This is a genomic window from Mesorhizobium sp. U510, from assembly GCF_059180695.1.
On the sequence record NZ_CP180532.1, the window covers coordinates 6,269,315 to 6,285,050 of the forward strand.

Genomic DNA, 15,736 nt, shown 5'->3' on the forward strand with positions numbered 1-15,736 from the left:
ATGTCGCCCAGAAGGCGACCTACAGCTCGATCCGGAACCGCAAACTCTCCACCCCGCCATAGGCGGCGTCCTCGAAGAAGCGCTCGACCAGCCTGCCGCCATTGGCCAGGATCACCTTGTGCGACGCCGGATTGCCCGGCTTGGCGGTGATCTCGACATAGGGCAGGCCGACCGACCTCGCCTCGTCCAGCATCTGCCGCAAGGCTTCGGTGGCATAGCCGCGCCGTCGCTTCCACGGCACCACCGCATAGCCGATATGGCCAAGCACATGCGAGGGCAGTTCCGCCGTGCCCTTCTGCCAGCGAAAGCCGATCGAGCCCGATGCCTCGCCATCCCAGATCCAGCGGCGGAAGCCCGGCAGGCGCGGCACTTGCGTGCCGTCGGGCAAGGTGATCGGGCCACCCCTGGCCTCGGCATCGTCGAGGCTGGCCAGAAAGGCGACCGGATCCTGCTCTATCGCCGCCAACTGCTCGCGCGCCGCCTCCTGGAGCCGGACATTATCCGGCGACCAGCCGCGCTCGAGCGCCGCCTTGTAGGAAGGCAGATGTTCAAGCGCGGGTTTGACGATCTCAACCATGATCGATGCTCTCCAAGTTAGGCAGAGATAGCCTTGGCCGTTGGAGCGCTCAAGCCGCCTGGAAGCGGATCTCGCCCTTGTTCAGGAAGCAGGCCTTGTCGAACAGCGACAGATCGAGCGGGTTGGGCAACCTGATGTCGCCGATATCGGGAACCGGCTTGGTCTCGGGATTGTAGGATCGGTCGATCTGCGAGATGAAAACCAGGATGACGCCGCTGTCGCGCGCGAAAGCCTTCAGTGTGCACACCTGTTCCATCAGGCCGGGGTTCTCACGTCTTTGGTCGAGCAATTGCAGGTAGTCGATGACCGCCAGCGTGCCGCGTGGCGCCGATCGCAAGATCCTGACGATGTAGTCGGCGCTGATGGCATCGGAAGTGTCGAATTCGAACAACTGGTCGAACCGGGCCGGCTCGACGCCGATGGCGCGAAACCGGTCCAGCACATCGCGTTGCGTATATTCCAGCGTGAAGAACACGCTGCGATGGCCTGACTTCATCGCCTCGACCGCGAGTTCGAGGCTCATCAGCGTTTTGCCGTGGCCGGGTCGCGCGCCGACCAGGACCAGGTCGCCGGGTCTCAGTTGCTCGAACAATCTGCCGGCGGGCGCTGCCTCGGACAGTTTGGCCGCCAACAGGCTCCAGCTGGAAAAACCTTGCTGCGCGGCAACGAGATCAAGCGCCTGGTGGAGCGGAATTCCTGCCTGGCGCGACAACAGCCTGGCCTGACGTTTCAGATGGTAGATGGGCGCGGATAGTTTCATGGCAAACCTCCCGGTGCGAGCCGTTTTCGCAACCCCTCCTTATGCCTTGCGCTCGAACAGTCGGTTCGGTGATGAGAGTGCCCCGCATGAACTGATGCTTCCCATTGGAGGGAGGAGGCGTGGGCCACGCCAGAATCACATCATAGCTCAACCCTTGCGGATCGAAAATCGCGCATGTCGGTGGAGCCGCAAGCCTTGGACCACCATCCCGGCCTATGGGCGGTGCGCGCCGGCCCCGGTTCTTCGTGCGGACTTGCGGCGCGCTAAACAAGATGTGTTTCGCCGATTGCCGCGAGACATTTTATGATGGATTGCGGATATGACATCGCAGGGATTCGCATGGCCTCGGCAGGAGACTTGAACCGGTGCGGTTGAGATTTTTCCCTCTGGGTGTGGTCGTCACCCTCAGCTTTCTCGTCATCGTCGTTGCCCTGACCGCGACGGCCCGGTCCATTGCCGCGCCCTCGGCCATCCCGGCCTGGCTGCAGGCCCATGTCGGCGACAATGACGGCCAGATCTCGACCGTGGTGCTGGAGCGGGCACGCGCGCTCTACCTGAAAAAGGTGGCGCAAGGGGCGGTCAGGAACCCCTGTTACTTCGCCATGGATGCGACGCGTCCCGGCGACATGGGCAATGGCGTGCTCGGGCGCCGATACTACGTCATTTGCGAGGCCAGCCAGTCGTTTCACGCCATCTCGTCAGGTCACGGCGGCGGCCGGAATCTGAAAGGCACGGTCGATTTTTCGAACGGTAGGCGGTGCTCCAAGAACTTCGGCAATGCCATGGATTCCGAACTGACCGCCGGCGGCGCCTACATGACCAGCGAGGCGAAGACATCCTTCAAGGGTTTTTATCGTACCGGCGCGAAACAGGACGTGGCTTTCCAGCGCACCTTCATCCAGTTCGACGGCGAAGGCGAAGCCGCCAATGCCAGGCAGCGGGTGATCGGCGGCCACGCGGCGCAGGTGCTGCGCGGAATGTGCATGCGCAAAAGCCCCAACAGCTCCTACGCCGACCATGACGGCCTGGTGCCGTTCGGCAAGCTGGTGGACTATGCCGGCGGCCGGAGCAATGGCTGCACCAGCTGGTCACCGACGGATGCGCAGCAGATCATCGCGATGGTCAAGGACAATCCGACGACGCTCTACATCTATCCGGAATCGCGTGACATCGCCGCTGTCGCGCAGGCGGCAAAAAGCCATTCGCCATCGGGCGAAGCACCCTATTGGAACGCATCCTGCCTGAAGGAAATCGGCACGCCGAAATTCTGGCCGCGAAAAACCCTCGAACCGATCATCGCCCAATACAAGCAGGACCACCCGGCACCGCCACCGCAGCCGGTGCCGATGTGCAAGGGGCCGTGAGGTCCGCTCCACAGCAGACCCCACGGGAGTAGACTCTCGGCTAGCGCAGAAAACCGAGCACGGCCTCCATGAACTCCGCCTGATACTCCACATTCGACAGGTGGACCGCCGGCAGCACAATCAGCTTCGCGCCGGGCACGGCCGCTGCGATCAGTTCGCTGTGGCTGGCAGCCGTCACCGTGTCATGCTCGCCGGCGATCACCAGCGTCGGCCGGTTGATCAGCGCCACCGTGCGGCGAAGGTCGGCATCGCGAACGGCGGCGAACAGGCCAGCCAGGCCTTGCCGGTCGATAGCGAGCAGCATCGTGCGAAATTCCTCGATGACCGGTTCGTTGGCCGCCACCATCCGCGCGGGGAACCAGTTGTTGAGGAACATTTCGGCGGTTTCAGCCATGTCGGGCGCCTGTCGGACAACGGCAATCCGCTCGTCGAAATAGCTTGCCGGCGCCAGATGCGATGAGGTGTTGCTCAGGATCAGCCTGTCGATCCGCTCCGGCGCATGGATGCCAAGCCACTGCCCGACGAAGCCGCCGAGCGACAGTCCGAGGAAATGCACGCGTCCAAGACCGAGCGCATCGAGCAGCTCGATCACATCGCGGCCAAGTCGGTCGAGCGAATAGGCACCGACCGGGGCGCTTGAGCCGCCATGGCCGCGAAAGTCGTAGCGCAGAACACGGAAATGCCTGGACAACTCGCCAGCCTGCCCGTCCCACATGTGCAGCGTGGTGCCGATGGAGTTCGACAGCACCAGCACCGGCTTTGCGGCATCGCCATCGAAGCGATAGGCGATGCGCGTGCCGTCGCCGACAGTCACGAAATTCAGCTCACTCATGATGAAAAGTCCTTCTGGAACGTTGAATGAGGCGGAACGTAGTCGTGGCGGGCTTTTGTTGATATTACAAAGATGGGACAAGCTCTGTAGTTGAATCTGACATGGCCGAATTCACCTTGCACGATTTGCAGTGCTTCGATGCGGTGATCCGCACCGGCGGCTTTCAGCCTGCGGCGGCACTGCTGCATCGCTCGCACCCGGCGGTGTTCGCCGCCGTCGCCAAGCTCGAACGACAGCTCGACCTCGTTCTGCTCGATCGCACCGGCTATCGCGTGCGCCCGACCGAGGCGGGACTGTCGTTCCACCGCCGGGCGCAATCGCTGCTGCGCGAACTGGAAGGCCTGCGCGTCCATGCCGCCCAGCTCTCGATGGGCGAGGAAAGCGAGATCCATGTCGTGATCGGCGACCTCTGCCCGCGGCCGCAGGTGCTGGGCATGCTCGGACGGTTCTTCGCCCAATGCCCGGGCACGCGGCTGCATCTGCATTTCGAAGCCGTCGGCGGCCCTTGGGAGCGGCTTTTCGATGACGAGGCCGATCTGATCCTGCACTGGATCGACAAGGGCGACGCGCGGGTGGAATGGATCGATCTGTGTAAGGTGCCGTTCATTCCGGTGGTGGCGCCGGGCTTCCTGCCCGAGCGCCTCACGCAGCCGATCACGCTGGACCAGATGCGGGCGCTCACCCAATGCGTCATGCGCGACACCGCCCTCCATTCGCCACGGCAGGACTACTTCATGGTCGAAGGCGCGCCGCAATGCCTGGTGCCTGACCAGGGCATGAAGAAGGAGATTATCCTGCAGGGCCTTGGCTGGGGCCACTTGCCCCGCTTCCTGATCGAGGACGAATTACACGACGGACGCCTGCGCTCCATTGCCGGCCGCCATATGCCGGGCCGCACCGACGAACTGGTGGTGGCACGCCGCCGCGACCGGCCGCACGGGCCGGTCGCCAACCGGCTATGGGATCACATCCAGCAGGAAGCGCCGGCCTTGCGCCGCGCATTGGAGCCTCGGAAAATCCCCTGAGAGATGCCGAGCGCTCCCCGGGCCGGGCCCGCAAGCCCTAAAGCCTGTCACGATCCAGCCTTTCGAGGATTGCAGGCCGCGGGCTACGGCACCTGCGTGATGCTGCCGCTGCCTCTGACCTGCGACCGCCGCATGGTCGGGTGCCCATAGAGATCGACGTCACCGCTGCCGGAAATCGAGACATCCGCATCCGCCTGTGCGGTAACCTCCGCGTCGCCGCTGCCGCGGATCTCGACCTGCGCGGATTGGGCGATCAGGTCTTTGAGCCGCCCCGAGCCCGAACCGGAGATCTCCAGATCGACCGTTTGGGTGGTTCCGGTGGCGACCACGCTGCCGCTGCCGCGAATGTTCAGCCGCAGCTCGGGCTGGTTGACCTGCGACAGGGTTAGCTCGCCACTGCCGACCAGTCTCCAGTCCGAAATCGCCGGTCCCGAAACGGTGACGTCGAGCCGGGGCGAAAACCAGCCCGTCTCACAATCCAGGCTGAGCTGGCTGCCCTCCATGCGCACATGATCGATCAGCGTGGAATCGCCGCTGACGACAGCTTCGGCCTTGTCGCCCGGCTGGTAGCGGACCGAAGCCGGCAAAGCGATGGTGAAGCTGTCATTGGCGCTGAACGGCAGCGTAACTTCCTTTCTGACGGACGTGATCGCGCCGCAGGTGGATTGGCCGCTGATCCACGATCCTCCCGCGTTGACCCAATCCGGTCCTGCAAGCCCGATGCCAACGGCCAAGAACAGGGCTGCGCCGACCAACCCGGCAGTTGCGACAAGTGCCAGTTTTCCAGTCATGATCCGTTTCCTTCAACGTGATGACGAATTGCAAGCGCTTGGCGGCGCTCAAACGGAGCGGTCTGGCTGGACAATGCGGGAATGCAGCCGGGCGTAGCGCCCGACAACCCGTATGCCCGCGCCCATGCCCAGCAGCAGCAAGGCGCCGCCGCCAAGGAAGCCGCTCACCAGTCCAGCGCCGATGAAGAGGCGTCCCAGTGTGAGCGAGAAGGCAGTGCCCGGCTCGAACATCAGCGTGGTGAGAATGATCTTGATGCCGAGCACGCCGATGGCAACGAGCGTGATACCAAGCCCGAGCGCAAGCACGACCGCCGTGATGAGCAACGGCAACAGGAAGACGATGTCGACGAAGGCAAGGCCGGCCAGGGCGATTGTCGCCGCCAGCATGTTCGACACGCTCCAATGCGCTTCGAAACGGCGCAGGCCGGCCTCGGCGCGCAGCTCGCGGGCGATCCTTGTCGGATCACCCAGGGCCGCCGCGACCTCCGCTTCGCCGCGGCCCGAAGCATCGGCGAAATGGGCGGCATAGTCCCCAACGATATCCTCGATCTCCTGCGGCGGCAGGCCGGCGAGTCCCTGTCTCAGCGTGCGCAAGAAGGCATCCCTGGTCATGGCAAATCCTCGAGAAGTTTGTCGACGGCCCCCGCGAAGGATCGCCAGTCGCGGCGGTGAGCTTCGAAAGCCTGCTGGCCGAGTAGCGTGAGCCGGTAATATTTACGCGGCGGCCCGCTGCTCGACTCGACGATGCGGGTAGCGACCAGCCCGTCATTCTGCATCCGGCGCATCAGGGGATAGATCGTGCCTTCCCCCATGTTCACCGCGGCAACCAGCGTGCTGGCGATTTCATAGCCATAGCTCTCACCCCGCGACAGCACGGCCAGGACGCACAGATCAAGCGCGCCTTTTCGCAACTGGACGAGGATGGAGTCGGTCATGGCAGGCCTCGAATTCGCGACCTGTATATAGCACGCTACCTGTTTATGCAAGGTAGCGTGAAAACACCTATTTGGCCCCGCAACCCTTGTGTGAGGCGGCGAGAGCCAAAGTCATGGTAAGGACAGTCCCTATCGCCGCCGGCGCGGCCTGACAGTACGCATTTCGGCCTGCTGACCCTATCGGGCCAGGTAACCGCCATTGATGAAAAGGGTCTGCGCTGTGATCCATTGCGATTGTGGCGAAGCCAGGAACTCGATCAGCGGAACAATGTCTTCGACATGCCCCAGTCGGCCGGCAACGCTGGCGGTCGTTGCCCGGGCAACCGACTCCGGCGTTTCGGCACCGTGATAGAAGGGGTCGTTGATCGGCCCGGGCGCGACCACATTGACGGTGACGCCCCGCCCGCCGATTTCCCTGGCCAGCGCACGGGTGAAATCTTCGAGCGCGGCCTTCGCCCCGGCATAGACCGAATAGAAGGGAATGGTCGCGCCCAGGATGGTCGTGCCCATGTTGATGATGCGGCCATTATCGGCGATGCAGCGTGCTGCCTCCTGCATGACGAAGAAGGCGGCCTTGGCGTTGATGCCGAAGGAGCGGTCGAATTCGGCCTCGCTGATGTCGGTGAATGGCTTCTTGATCACCAGCCCGGCATTGTTGATGACGATATCGACGCGGCCAAACGCGCCGAGGGTCGCCTCGAACAAGTGCTTGACGACCTTGGTGTCGGTCAGGTCCCCGTCGACGATGATGGTGCGCGTGCCGTGTTCGCGCACCAGCCGTGCCGTTTCCTCGGCATCGCTCTTTGAAGCGGTCCCATGATGATGGACTGAAATGTCTGCACCGAGCCGCGCCAGCGCAACGGCGAAAGCGCGCCCCATATTGCGCGCGCTGCCGGTGATAACAGCCACCTTGCCTGAAAGGGGAGCATTTGTCGTTGCCATGAGCCAACCCCGGTTCGCGTTGCCAGAATGAATTGCAAGGCACGGTAGGGCGATCGGGCGGACGGCGAACAGGTCGAATCTTGCTGTTTTGAACTAGCTCACGACCTCACTGGGCAGGACGCCCAACCGCGAGCGCATCAGCCCTCGGAAATGGCTGAGATTGGTGAAGCCGCAGCGGTAGGCGATGGACTCCACCGTCGACCTGTTCCCTTCCAACAACAGCGCCCGTGCATGCTCGAGCCGTCTGGCCATCACATATTGGTGCGGCGACCATCCCGTCGTCAGCTTGAACGAGCGCGCGAAGTGAAACGGGCTGTAGGCGGCAACGGCGGCGAGCGCTGCTATGCTCAAGCTCGCATCGACATGCGCCTCGATGAATTCCAGCGTGCGGCCGAGCCGGCGGCCGTCCAGCGGCGATCCGCGCCAGGCGTCGGCGCTACCGCCAAACTTCGCGCAGTAGACCCTGTTATAAAGCTGCCGCACAAGGCCATCGCGCACGACATCGGACAAGGCCAGCCGATTTCGTGCAGCGGCGCGAAACCGGTCGAGGATCGCCCATGCATGATGGTCCGCCCAGCCGTGCATGTCGGCAAGATCGGCATGGTTGCCGACACCCAACGCCGTCGCGATCTCGCACCGCAACTCCGGCGATGCGCTCATCTCCAGGATTTCCGCGGACCGCTGCGTTCGCAGCCAGTAGATGGGCTCTGCGCCCGTCAGCCCGATCGTGCCGCGCGGTATTGTGCGGGCGACGGTCCTGCCGTTGGCCAATTGGACTACCGCCTGGCGCTGGCCATTGTAGCCTGTCGCTATCGCGCCCGGCTCCGAAGCCGGAACGAGTTCATGCGCCTGCGAAGGCGGCAGCCGGCAATGCGCGATGCGCACACCGTCCCAGTTCAGGCGGGCGATGTCGACCTCTTTGAACATGGTTCGACGGTTGGATCGTGTCGGCGACGCCCTACTGCAGCAGCCCTTTGACAATGCCGCTGGCCTTGCCGAAATCCATCTGGCCGGCATATTTCTGCTTCAGCGCGGCGATCACCTTGCCCATGTCTTTCTGGCTGGCGGCACCCGTCGCCGCGATCGCCTCTCGGGCCGCGGCCGTGATCGCTGCATCGTCAAGCTGCGTCGGCAGGAAGCCGCGGATGATCTCCATCTCGCCACGCTCCTGTGCGGCCAGTTCCGGGCGCTTGCCGTCCTCGAATGCCTTCGCCGATTCCTCGCGCTGCTTCACCATCTTGGCCAGGATCTGCAGGATCTCCTCATCGCTGGCGGGATCCTTGCCCGAACCGCGATTGGCGATGTCGCGGTCGTGGATGGCGGCCTGGATCAGCCGCAATGTCGGCAGCCGGTGCTTGTCCTGCGCCTTCATCGCGCTCTTCAGGGATTCGGCGATCTTTCCGCGCATCGTGCTCTTCTCCTACAAACGGCGCGGACCATAACCTCGCCGGGAGCACAAGGCAAATCTTGAACTGACCGACAAACCACTGATATTGTTCGACGAAATAAATCGATGCGGGGCCTTGGCTGCATTATTGACCGTTCTGGCACCTTCCCCTATGTACTCGGCCTTGCATAAGACAATGAATTGACGTGCTGAGGCTCGAGAAATCGCTGCCACGCCGTTTGCTGCGCGGATGGTCCGTCATCGAAGCGCACAGCCAGATAGGAGTGCCGCCATGGCCGAGATGACGCCCGCCTGGGCCACCGAAAAGCCGACCGCCCTTCTGGTGCTGGCCGACGGCACCGTCATCGAGGGCCGCGGCCTGGGCGCCACCGGCTCCGCCGTCGCCGAAGTCTGCTTCAACACCGCGCTCACCGGCTACCAGGAAATCCTCACCGATCCGTCCTATGCCGGCCAGATCGTCACCTTCACCTTCCCGCATATCGGCAATATCGGCACCAATGGCGAGGACATCGAGGACCTCAACCCGGCCGCCCGCGCCGGCGCAGTCGGGGCCGTGTTCAAGGCCGATGTCACCAACCCGTCCAACTACCGCGCCGCAGGCCACCTCGACCAGTGGCTGAAGAAGCGCGGCATCGTCGCGCTCTCGGGCATCGACACCCGCGCGCTCACCGCGCTGATCCGCGAAAAGGGCATGCCCAACGCCGTCATCGCGCATGCGCCCGACGGCGTGTTCGACCTCGACGATCTGAAGCAGCGCGCTGCCGCATGGTCTGGCCTGATCGGCCTCGACCTCGCCAAGGAAGTCACCTCGGGCCAGTCCTCGGTCTGGCGCGAGACGCCTTGGGTGTGGAACGAAGGTTTTGGCGAGCAGGCTGAGCCGTCGCTGCACGTCGTGGCCATCGACTACGGCGTCAAGCGCAACATCTTGCGCCTGCTTGCCGGCCTCGGCGCCAAGGTGACTGTCGTTCCGGCAAACACCGGTTCGGAAGAAATCCTCGCCATGCAGCCGGACGGCATCTTCCTCTCCAACGGCCCCGGCGATCCGGAAGCCACCGGCGACTATGCCGTGCCGGTCATCCAGGATCTGCTGAAGACCGACATTCCGGTGTTCGGCATCTGCCTCGGCCACCAGATGCTGGCGCTGGCGCTCGGCGGCAGGACCGCCAAGATGCACCAGGGCCATCACGGCGCCAACCATCCGGTCAAGGACCACACCACCGGCAAGGTCGAGATCGTCTCGATGAACCACGGTTTTGCCGTCGACGCGGACTCGCTGCCCGAGGGCGTCGAGGAAACCCACGTCTCGCTGTTCGACGGCTCGAACTGCGGCATCGCACTCACCGGCCGTCCGGTGTTCTCGGTCCAGCATCATCCGGAAGCCTCGCCCGGCCCGCAGGACTCGCACTATCTGTTCCGCCGCTTCGTCAACCTGATCCGGCAAAAGCGCGGCGAGGAATTGCTGGCCGAACGGGCCTGATCCTAAGCCACCGGCCGCCCCTCGCTCGCCTCCAATATGGCGAACCATTGCTGGCGGTCGAGATTGATCTCCAGCGCCTTGACCATGGCCGCCAGCCGTTCCGGCTTCATCGACCCCAGCACCGGCACCAGCCGGGCCGGATGCCGCAGCAGCCAGGCGATGGCGACGGCGGCTAGATCGCCGGCGCCGACCTCGGCGGCGACCGCCGCGAGCGCCGCCCGCACCCTTGCCTCCCGGCCTTCCTTGCCGGTGAACAGCGAGCCGCCGCCGAGCGGCGACCAGATCATCGGCGCGTAGGCCAGGCGCTGCGCGTGGTCGAGGCTGCCGTCGGCCAGTGCGGACGTCTTCAGCACCGACATCTCGATCTGGTTGGTGACGAGCGCGAACGGCAGCCGCGAGGCCAGGAGATCGAATTGCGACGGCGTGAAATTGGAAACGCCGACCGCCCTCGCCTTGCCTGATTTGACCAGCCCGGCCAATGCCGCCGCCGTCTCATCGGCATCCATCAGCGGATCCGGCCGATGCAGCAGCAACAGGTCGAGATAGTTGGTGCCGAGATTGGCGAGCGAACGGTCGACCGACGCGGTGATGTGGGCGGCGCTGGTGTCATAATGCTTCAGCCGGTTCTGCGGCCGGTTGGCCGAGGCCAGCATGATGTCGCATTTCGAGATCAGCTCGATCTGATCGCGCTTGCCCTTCCAGCGCGACAGCCCGGCGCCGAACGCCGCCTCCACTTCGTAGTTCCCATAGATATCGGCATGGTCGAAACTGGTCAGGCCGAGATCGACGGCGGTGCCGATCAGCCGCGCGACCTGATCGGCATCCGGGCGGGCGCCGCCGTCGAGCAGGCGCCAGGCGCCGAAGACCAGCCGCGACAGCGATACCCCGTCCCTGGTCAGCGCGATGCGGCTGCCATGGCTCATGCCTGTGCTCCATCTTCCGCGACGTCGGTGGTGGCGCTCGCGACCGTCACCGGTCTCGCCACCTTGGTGACGAAGACGATGAGCGCCAGCACCAGGAAGCACGCACCGACCAGATAGGGCGCGCCGCCGAAGGTCACGGGCGCGCTTGGCCCGGTGAACCAGGAAAAGATCGCCGTGTAGAGGAGCGGCGTGATGATCGAGGTGATCGAGAAGAGCGAGGTCATCGCGCCCTGCAGCTCGCCTTGTGCCGAAGGCGGAACCTTGGCGGCGGCGAGGCTTCTCAGCGGCGGGTCGGCCAGCGCCTCCAGGCAGCCGACGACGATAACCGCATAGATCATCCATCCCTGCGAAGCGAAGGCATAGCCGAAGGCGCTCACCGCCGTGAACGTCAGGCCGATGACCGCCGTCTTCCACTCGCCGAGCCTCGGGATCACACGCGGCAACACGGTAGCCATGACGATCGCGCCGCACAGGCCGAAGGCGCCTAGCGAAAAACCGATCTGCTGCTCACTCCAGCCGTAGCGATAGCTGGAAACGAACGACCAGACCGCCGGATACATCATGTGGCCGAGCGTCATCAGGAAGAAGACGAGGCCGATCCAGCCGATGCCCTCATACCTACGCATCTGCAGCAGCGTGCCGACCGGGTTGGCGCGTTTCCACTCGAAGCGGCGGCGATGCTTCTCGTCGAGCGTTTCGGGAAGGAAGACCATCGCGATCAGGAAGTTCACTAAAGCGAGCCCGGCGGCGAAATAGAACGGCACGCGCGGCCCGAACGTTCCGAGCAACCCGCCCAGGACCGGGCCGATGACGAAGCCGACGCCAAAGGCGATGCCGAGCAGGCCGAAATTCTTCGCCCGGTTCTCATCGTTCGAGATATCGGCGATGAAGGCCGACGTCGTCGAATAGCTGGCGCCCGAAATGCCGGCCAGCACACGGCCGATGAAAAGCATCGGATAGGACCAGGCGACGGCACAGATCAGATTGTCGATGGAGAAGGTCAGCACCGAGGCAAGCAGGATCGGCCGCCGCCCGAACCGGTCGCTCAACCCGCCCATGATTGGCGCGAAGAAGAACTGCATGGCCGCATAGACAAAGAACAGCCAGCCGCCTTCGATCGCCGCGCCGCTGATGCTGACACCGGACAATTCCTGCAAATAGGCCGGCAGCACCGGCATGATGATGCCGAAGCCGATAATATCCAGCAGCAGCGTGGTGAAAACCAGCGCGAGGCCCCGCCTGGCGGTTTTGGGGTCGATCATGATGGGTCAGGCTCCTCTGGTCGCCCGGGGCGCAGGCGGACGAACCTTATAGGCGAGCGCGCAAAAAGGAACAATGCGAGAACAGCCAGGAATCGTTGATCCTGACTCTCCCTGACGACGACTTCGTCGTCAGGCCAGCCCCGTGAGGCGAGTGCTTAGATCGGGCCGCTCAGCGTGTTGCAGTCCGAAAGCTTGCCGCTCTTGTAGCCGCGCGCCAGCCAGGTCTGCCGCTGTTGCGAAGTGCCATGGTTGAAGCTTTCCGGCACGACATAGCCCTGCGTCCTCTTCTGCAGCGTGTCGTCGCCGATCTGCTTGGCGGCGTTGAGCGCGCTTTCGATGTCGCCCTGCTCCAATATGCCCTTCTGCGCCGTGTAATGTGCCCACACGCCGGCGAAGCAGTCGGCCTGCAGTTCGATGCGCACCGAAAGCTGGTTGGCATCGGCCTCGCTCATGCCTTGCCGCATCTGGTTGAACTTGGACATGATGCCGGTGAGGTTCTGCACGTGGTGACCGACCTCATGCGCGACGACATAGGCCCGCGCGAACTCGCCCGAGGCACCAAATTGCTGGTCGAGTTGCTGGAAGAAGGTCATGTCGAGATAGACCTTGTGGTCGCCCGGACAATAGAACGGCCCGGCCGCCGCAGAGGCAAAGCCGCAAGCCGAGCGAACCTGGCCGGAAAACAGCACCAGCTTGGGGTCCTCATAGGTCAGGCCTTGCGACTTGAAGATACCAGTCCAGGTGTCTTCGGTTTCGGCCAGTACGGTCGCGACGAATTGCTTCATCTCGTCATTGGCGGGTGCCGTGCCGCCGCCCTGGCCGCCGCTATTGTCCGATATCTGGCCACCGCCACCCGGCAGTAGGCCGCCATCGCCACCGCCCAGGATCGCCGAGGGATCGAAGCCGAAATACCATCCCGCGATCACCACCAGGATGACGAGGAGGATGCTGCCGCCGCCACCGGTCCGGCCGCCGATAGGAATTTGGAACCCGCCGCCGCCGCCGATCCCACCACCGCCGCTGTCGCTGCGGTCGTCCTCGATATTGTCACTCTGACGACGGCCTCTCCAGAGCATGGCAACTCCCCGTGATGAACTTCCTCGTTGCTCCGGCAAGGCCGGCTCAACCCAACAAACAATTATCCCAATGGTTGCGCCAAGTCACAGTGTTTTCGATGCCGGTACCACGTGGACATCGCTCTGGCCCCGCGCGCTTAAGGTCTGTAGCATCGTCCACATGGGGGGATGAGCGAGACTTGAAGACGATCGGCCAATTCCTGTCGCTGCTTGCATCGCTGCTTGGCCTTGGCCTCGGGCCGGCCGGCGCTGTGACGCTTGATTCCAGCGTCGCCGTCACCGATCCGGCCACCTTGGAGGCGCTGGAGCGCGGCGGCCTGTCGATCAGCCGCCTGCTCGGACCCGCGCTCGGCCTCACCCGCGATGTCGACAATCGCGGCCTGTTTTCCGTGCCGGCGCTGGCCACGGTGCGCGACACGGTCAAGCAGGAGATATCGGACGAGCCGAAGACCAGCCCCGACCCCTATGTCGCCGCCATGGCCAAATCGAACGACGCCAGCCAGAAATTCAATCCGAAATACATCGACGATGACGGCTCGACGCTGGACCTGACCGGCGTCGTCAACCGCATGGATCGCGGCTATCTCGGCCACACCGAATGCGGCGAGATCAGGCTGATCTACCGCTTCCACTATTCGGTCACCGAAAAGCCGGCCAAGGGCAAGGTGGCGCAGCGCATCTCCTCGCGCCTGCCGCTGACCATGAGCCTGGTCTTCAACGCCAAGCCGAGGCGTGTGCAGGCGCGTGCCTCGAAGGATCTGCCAAGTGCCACCGACGTATCCTGCGCCGACGTCGCCCAACGCTGGCTCGCCGCCGGCCAGAAGGACCTGCCGCCCGAGCAACTGGCCGCCTGGCTGCGCTCCGACGAAGGCCCGCTGTCCGGCGCCATGCTCAATTCCTCGCAGATCATGCGGCTCGAACTCAACATGCAGGTGCTGCGGCTGTCGGCTTCGACACGGCGCGATTTCGGCGGCCATGCCGAATATCTCCTGAAGATCTTCAAATGGGATCCGGCGACCTCGAGCTTCTACGAAGCGAAGATGGAGAACCAGATCGACCGCGCCACGGTGCTGGCCGACGGCAAGTCCTTCGCCAAATGGCTGCTCACCGACCGCAACATCTACGATCTCGACCATGGCCGGCTCGTCATTGACGAAAAATTCCTGGCCAAGAACGCCGTTTCCGTCGCGCCCGGCGGCCTGAGCCGCTCGCAGAACAACATCGCCTATGGGCTGCTCGACGACGCCGACATCGACAAGGCGCTGAAGGACTATGTCGCCAAGGGCAATACCCTGGCCACCATCAAGTCGGTCGCCGGCTTCAATTTGCGGCTGAACGAAATGAGCTGCACCGGCTGCCATCAGACGCATGGCATTGCCGGCTTCCACTACACCGGCGCCGACCCGGCCAGCGAACCGCGCCGCAACGCCGTCTTCGTGCCGGGCTCGGCTGTGTTCTTCGCCGACCTGCCGCGCCGCCGCGCCATCGTCGAACAATTCGCCGCCGGCGGCCATCCCGATTTCACCAGAGGTTTCGCCGCCCGCCCGGACCAGAAATATGCTGAAGCGCTGAACGGCACGGATCTCTACAATGGCTGGGGCTCGATCTGCTATCGCGGTGACGACGCAAGCTTCAAGGACTGGACCTGCGGTGCCGGCCTGCGTTGCGCCGGCGTCCACGAAAGCGCCATCCATCCGGGCTTCGGCACCTGCGTCAGCGAGAAGGGCACCGCGGTCGGCGATCCCGTCGAATTCGGCGAGATCAAAATGTCGTCATGGGGCAACGACCAGTATTGCCGCCTGTCGCCGGCCACCGCCAAGGCCTGCGCCATCGATCCCGCGCGGGACAAGAAACCACTGGTCAAACTCGCCGGCTATGGCGCGGCGCGCCAGCGCTACGACAATCCTGATCAGAAGACCGGCGGCTTTCCCGGCGGCATGCTGCGCAAGGCGAGCTGCGACAAGCTTCCCGACGAGGCGACCTGCGGCCGTCTGGCCAAGACCGGCTTCAACGACTGCATCGCCTCGGGCAAGGACCACAAATTCTGCACCAGGGAATTCACCAAGACCGCCGGCCTGCGCGCCTGCGACAAGGCGCATCCCTGCCGCGAGGACTATATCTGCACCGCCGGCTATGACGATTTACCCCAGGCCAAGCCTGGCGAAGGCACCTGCATCCCGCCCTATTTCATCTTCCAGTTCCGCGTCGACGGCCACCCTAGAAGCTGGGTGCAGGATGTCCGCGAGTGAGGGAACGGTTTGCCGCAGGCAAATTGAAAGGTCCACTGGACCTTTCAAAGGGCTAGAGCATCCGGAGCCATAGCGGAGGGCAACCGGCAGCTGAACAGACGGCTTCCGCCTGCCG

At 64.0% G+C, this 15,736-nt stretch carries 16 protein-coding genes; 4 read left to right on the plus strand and 12 right to left on the minus strand.

Annotated features, from left to right (window positions below; genetic code table 11):
• Positions 1-19: 19 nt before the first annotated feature.
• Entirely contained in the window at positions 20-577 is a 558-nt protein-coding gene (locus tag ACLGL5_RS32420) for a GNAT family N-acetyltransferase (RefSeq protein ID WP_069092922.1), read from the minus strand.
• A gap of 49 nt (positions 578-626) precedes the next feature.
• Positions 627-1,337 carry a DNA helicase gene (locus ACLGL5_RS32425; protein ID WP_069092923.1) on the minus strand — a complete coding sequence of 237 codons (711 nt, stop codon included), beginning with the start codon at positions 1,335-1,337 and terminating at the stop codon, positions 627-629.
• 365 nt (positions 1,338-1,702) lie between these two features.
• Between ACLGL5_RS32425 and ACLGL5_RS32430 the strand changes: the two genes are divergently transcribed.
• A complete protein-coding gene (locus ACLGL5_RS32430) occupies positions 1,703-2,701 on the plus strand; it encodes a hypothetical protein (protein ID WP_069092924.1) in 999 nt (332 codons plus the stop codon).
• A 40-nt stretch (positions 2,702-2,741) separates the two neighbouring features.
• Here the strand turns inward: ACLGL5_RS32430 and ACLGL5_RS32435 are convergent, their stop codons facing one another.
• Positions 2,742-3,533: an alpha/beta fold hydrolase gene (locus tag ACLGL5_RS32435; RefSeq protein ID WP_069092925.1), complete on the minus strand. Its 792-nt coding sequence runs from the start codon at positions 3,531-3,533 to the stop codon at positions 2,742-2,744.
• Between the two features lie 101 nt (positions 3,534-3,634).
• Between ACLGL5_RS32435 and ACLGL5_RS32440 the strand changes: the two genes are divergently transcribed.
• Complete coding sequence (locus tag ACLGL5_RS32440) at positions 3,635-4,558, plus strand: LysR family transcriptional regulator (protein WP_069092926.1); 924 nt, start codon at positions 3,635-3,637, stop codon at positions 4,556-4,558.
• Positions 4,559-4,641: 83 nt separating this feature from the next.
• Here the strand turns inward: ACLGL5_RS32440 and ACLGL5_RS32445 are convergent, their stop codons facing one another.
• From ACLGL5_RS32445 to ACLGL5_RS32470, 6 genes are all read right to left on the minus strand, one after another.
• On the minus strand, positions 4,642-5,349 hold the full coding sequence (locus ACLGL5_RS32445) for a GIN domain-containing protein (RefSeq protein ID WP_069092927.1): 708 nt from the start codon (positions 5,347-5,349) through the stop codon (positions 4,642-4,644).
• Between the two features lie 48 nt (positions 5,350-5,397).
• Positions 5,398-5,961, minus strand: a complete 564-nt coding sequence (locus ACLGL5_RS32450) for a DUF1700 domain-containing protein (protein ID WP_069092928.1) — start codon at positions 5,959-5,961, stop codon at positions 5,398-5,400.
• A complete protein-coding gene (locus ACLGL5_RS32455; RefSeq protein WP_027047270.1) occupies positions 5,958-6,284 on the minus strand; it encodes a PadR family transcriptional regulator in 327 nt (108 codons plus the stop codon). The genes ACLGL5_RS32450 and ACLGL5_RS32455 overlap by 4 nt, the downstream gene beginning before the upstream one ends.
• Before the next feature lie 177 nt (positions 6,285-6,461).
• Complete coding sequence (locus ACLGL5_RS32460; RefSeq protein WP_069092929.1) at positions 6,462-7,226, minus strand: SDR family oxidoreductase; 765 nt, start codon at positions 7,224-7,226, stop codon at positions 6,462-6,464.
• 93 nt (positions 7,227-7,319) lie between these two features.
• Positions 7,320-8,153, minus strand: coding sequence for a helix-turn-helix transcriptional regulator (locus tag ACLGL5_RS32465; protein ID WP_069092930.1), 834 nt, complete (start codon positions 8,151-8,153; stop codon positions 7,320-7,322).
• A 31-nt stretch (positions 8,154-8,184) separates the two neighbouring features.
• Positions 8,185-8,634: a GatB/YqeY domain-containing protein gene (locus tag ACLGL5_RS32470; protein WP_019860500.1), complete on the minus strand. Its 450-nt coding sequence runs from the start codon at positions 8,632-8,634 to the stop codon at positions 8,185-8,187.
• Positions 8,635-8,905: 271 nt separating this feature from the next.
• On the opposite strand from ACLGL5_RS32470, the gene carA reads away from it, so the two are divergent.
• Positions 8,906-10,111, plus strand: a complete 1,206-nt coding sequence (gene carA, locus ACLGL5_RS32475) for a glutamine-hydrolyzing carbamoyl-phosphate synthase small subunit (RefSeq protein ID WP_019860501.1) — start codon at positions 8,906-8,908, stop codon at positions 10,109-10,111.
• Between the two features lie 2 nt (positions 10,112-10,113).
• Here the strand turns inward: carA and ACLGL5_RS32480 are convergent, their stop codons facing one another.
• From ACLGL5_RS32480 to ypfJ, 3 genes are all read right to left on the minus strand, one after another.
• Positions 10,114-11,034, minus strand: a complete 921-nt coding sequence (locus ACLGL5_RS32480; RefSeq protein ID WP_069092931.1) for an aldo/keto reductase — start codon at positions 11,032-11,034, stop codon at positions 10,114-10,116.
• Positions 11,031-12,296 (minus strand): TCR/Tet family MFS transporter, encoded by a 1,266-nt coding sequence (locus ACLGL5_RS32485; RefSeq protein WP_069092932.1) that lies wholly within the window; start codon positions 12,294-12,296, stop codon positions 11,031-11,033. Before ACLGL5_RS32485 ends, ACLGL5_RS32480 begins: the two co-directional genes overlap by 4 nt.
• Positions 12,297-12,451: 155 nt before the next feature.
• Positions 12,452-13,372: a KPN_02809 family neutral zinc metallopeptidase gene (gene ypfJ / locus ACLGL5_RS32490; RefSeq protein WP_069092933.1), complete on the minus strand. Its 921-nt coding sequence runs from the start codon at positions 13,370-13,372 to the stop codon at positions 12,452-12,454.
• 179 nt (positions 13,373-13,551) lie between these two features.
• Here ypfJ and ACLGL5_RS32495 point away from each other — a divergent pair, with 179 nt between their 5' ends.
• On the plus strand, positions 13,552-15,621 hold the full coding sequence (locus ACLGL5_RS32495; RefSeq protein ID WP_069092934.1) for a hypothetical protein: 2,070 nt from the start codon (positions 13,552-13,554) through the stop codon (positions 15,619-15,621).
• Positions 15,622-15,736: the final 115 nt, after the last annotated feature.

Bases quoted from the DNA above. Each gene is read 5' to 3' on its own strand.
- ACLGL5_RS32435 (WP_069092925.1), bottom strand. From the start codon at position 3,533: ATGAGTGAGCTGAATTTCGTGACTGTCGGCGACGGCACGCGCATCGCC.
- ACLGL5_RS32465 (WP_069092930.1), bottom strand. From the start codon at position 8,153: ATGTTCAAAGAGGTCGACATCGCCCGCCTGAACTGGGACGGTGTGCGC.
- carA (WP_019860501.1), top strand. From the start codon at position 8,906: ATGGCCGAGATGACGCCCGCCTGGGCCACCGAAAAGCCGACCGCCCTT.
- ACLGL5_RS32450 (WP_069092928.1), bottom strand. From the start codon at position 5,961: ATGACCAGGGATGCCTTCTTGCGCACGCTGAGACAGGGACTCGCCGGC.
- ACLGL5_RS32455 (WP_027047270.1), bottom strand. From the start codon at position 6,284: ATGACCGACTCCATCCTCGTCCAGTTGCGAAAAGGCGCGCTTGATCTG.
- ACLGL5_RS32460 (WP_069092929.1), bottom strand. From the start codon at position 7,226: ATGGCAACGACAAATGCTCCCCTTTCAGGCAAGGTGGCTGTTATCACC.
- ACLGL5_RS32425 (WP_069092923.1), bottom strand. From the start codon at position 1,337: ATGAAACTATCCGCGCCCATCTACCATCTGAAACGTCAGGCCAGGCTG.
- ACLGL5_RS32440 (WP_069092926.1), top strand. From the start codon at position 3,635: ATGGCCGAATTCACCTTGCACGATTTGCAGTGCTTCGATGCGGTGATC.
- ACLGL5_RS32445 (WP_069092927.1), bottom strand. From the start codon at position 5,349: ATGACTGGAAAACTGGCACTTGTCGCAACTGCCGGGTTGGTCGGCGCA.
- ACLGL5_RS32470 (WP_019860500.1), bottom strand. From the start codon at position 8,634: ATGCGCGGAAAGATCGCCGAATCCCTGAAGAGCGCGATGAAGGCGCAG.
- ACLGL5_RS32480 (WP_069092931.1), bottom strand. From the start codon at position 11,034: ATGAGCCATGGCAGCCGCATCGCGCTGACCAGGGACGGGGTATCGCTG.
- ACLGL5_RS32485 (WP_069092932.1), bottom strand. From the start codon at position 12,296: ATGATCGACCCCAAAACCGCCAGGCGGGGCCTCGCGCTGGTTTTCACC.
- ypfJ (WP_069092933.1), bottom strand. From the start codon at position 13,372: ATGCTCTGGAGAGGCCGTCGTCAGAGTGACAATATCGAGGACGACCGC.
- ACLGL5_RS32420 (WP_069092922.1), bottom strand. From the start codon at position 577: ATGGTTGAGATCGTCAAACCCGCGCTTGAACATCTGCCTTCCTACAAG.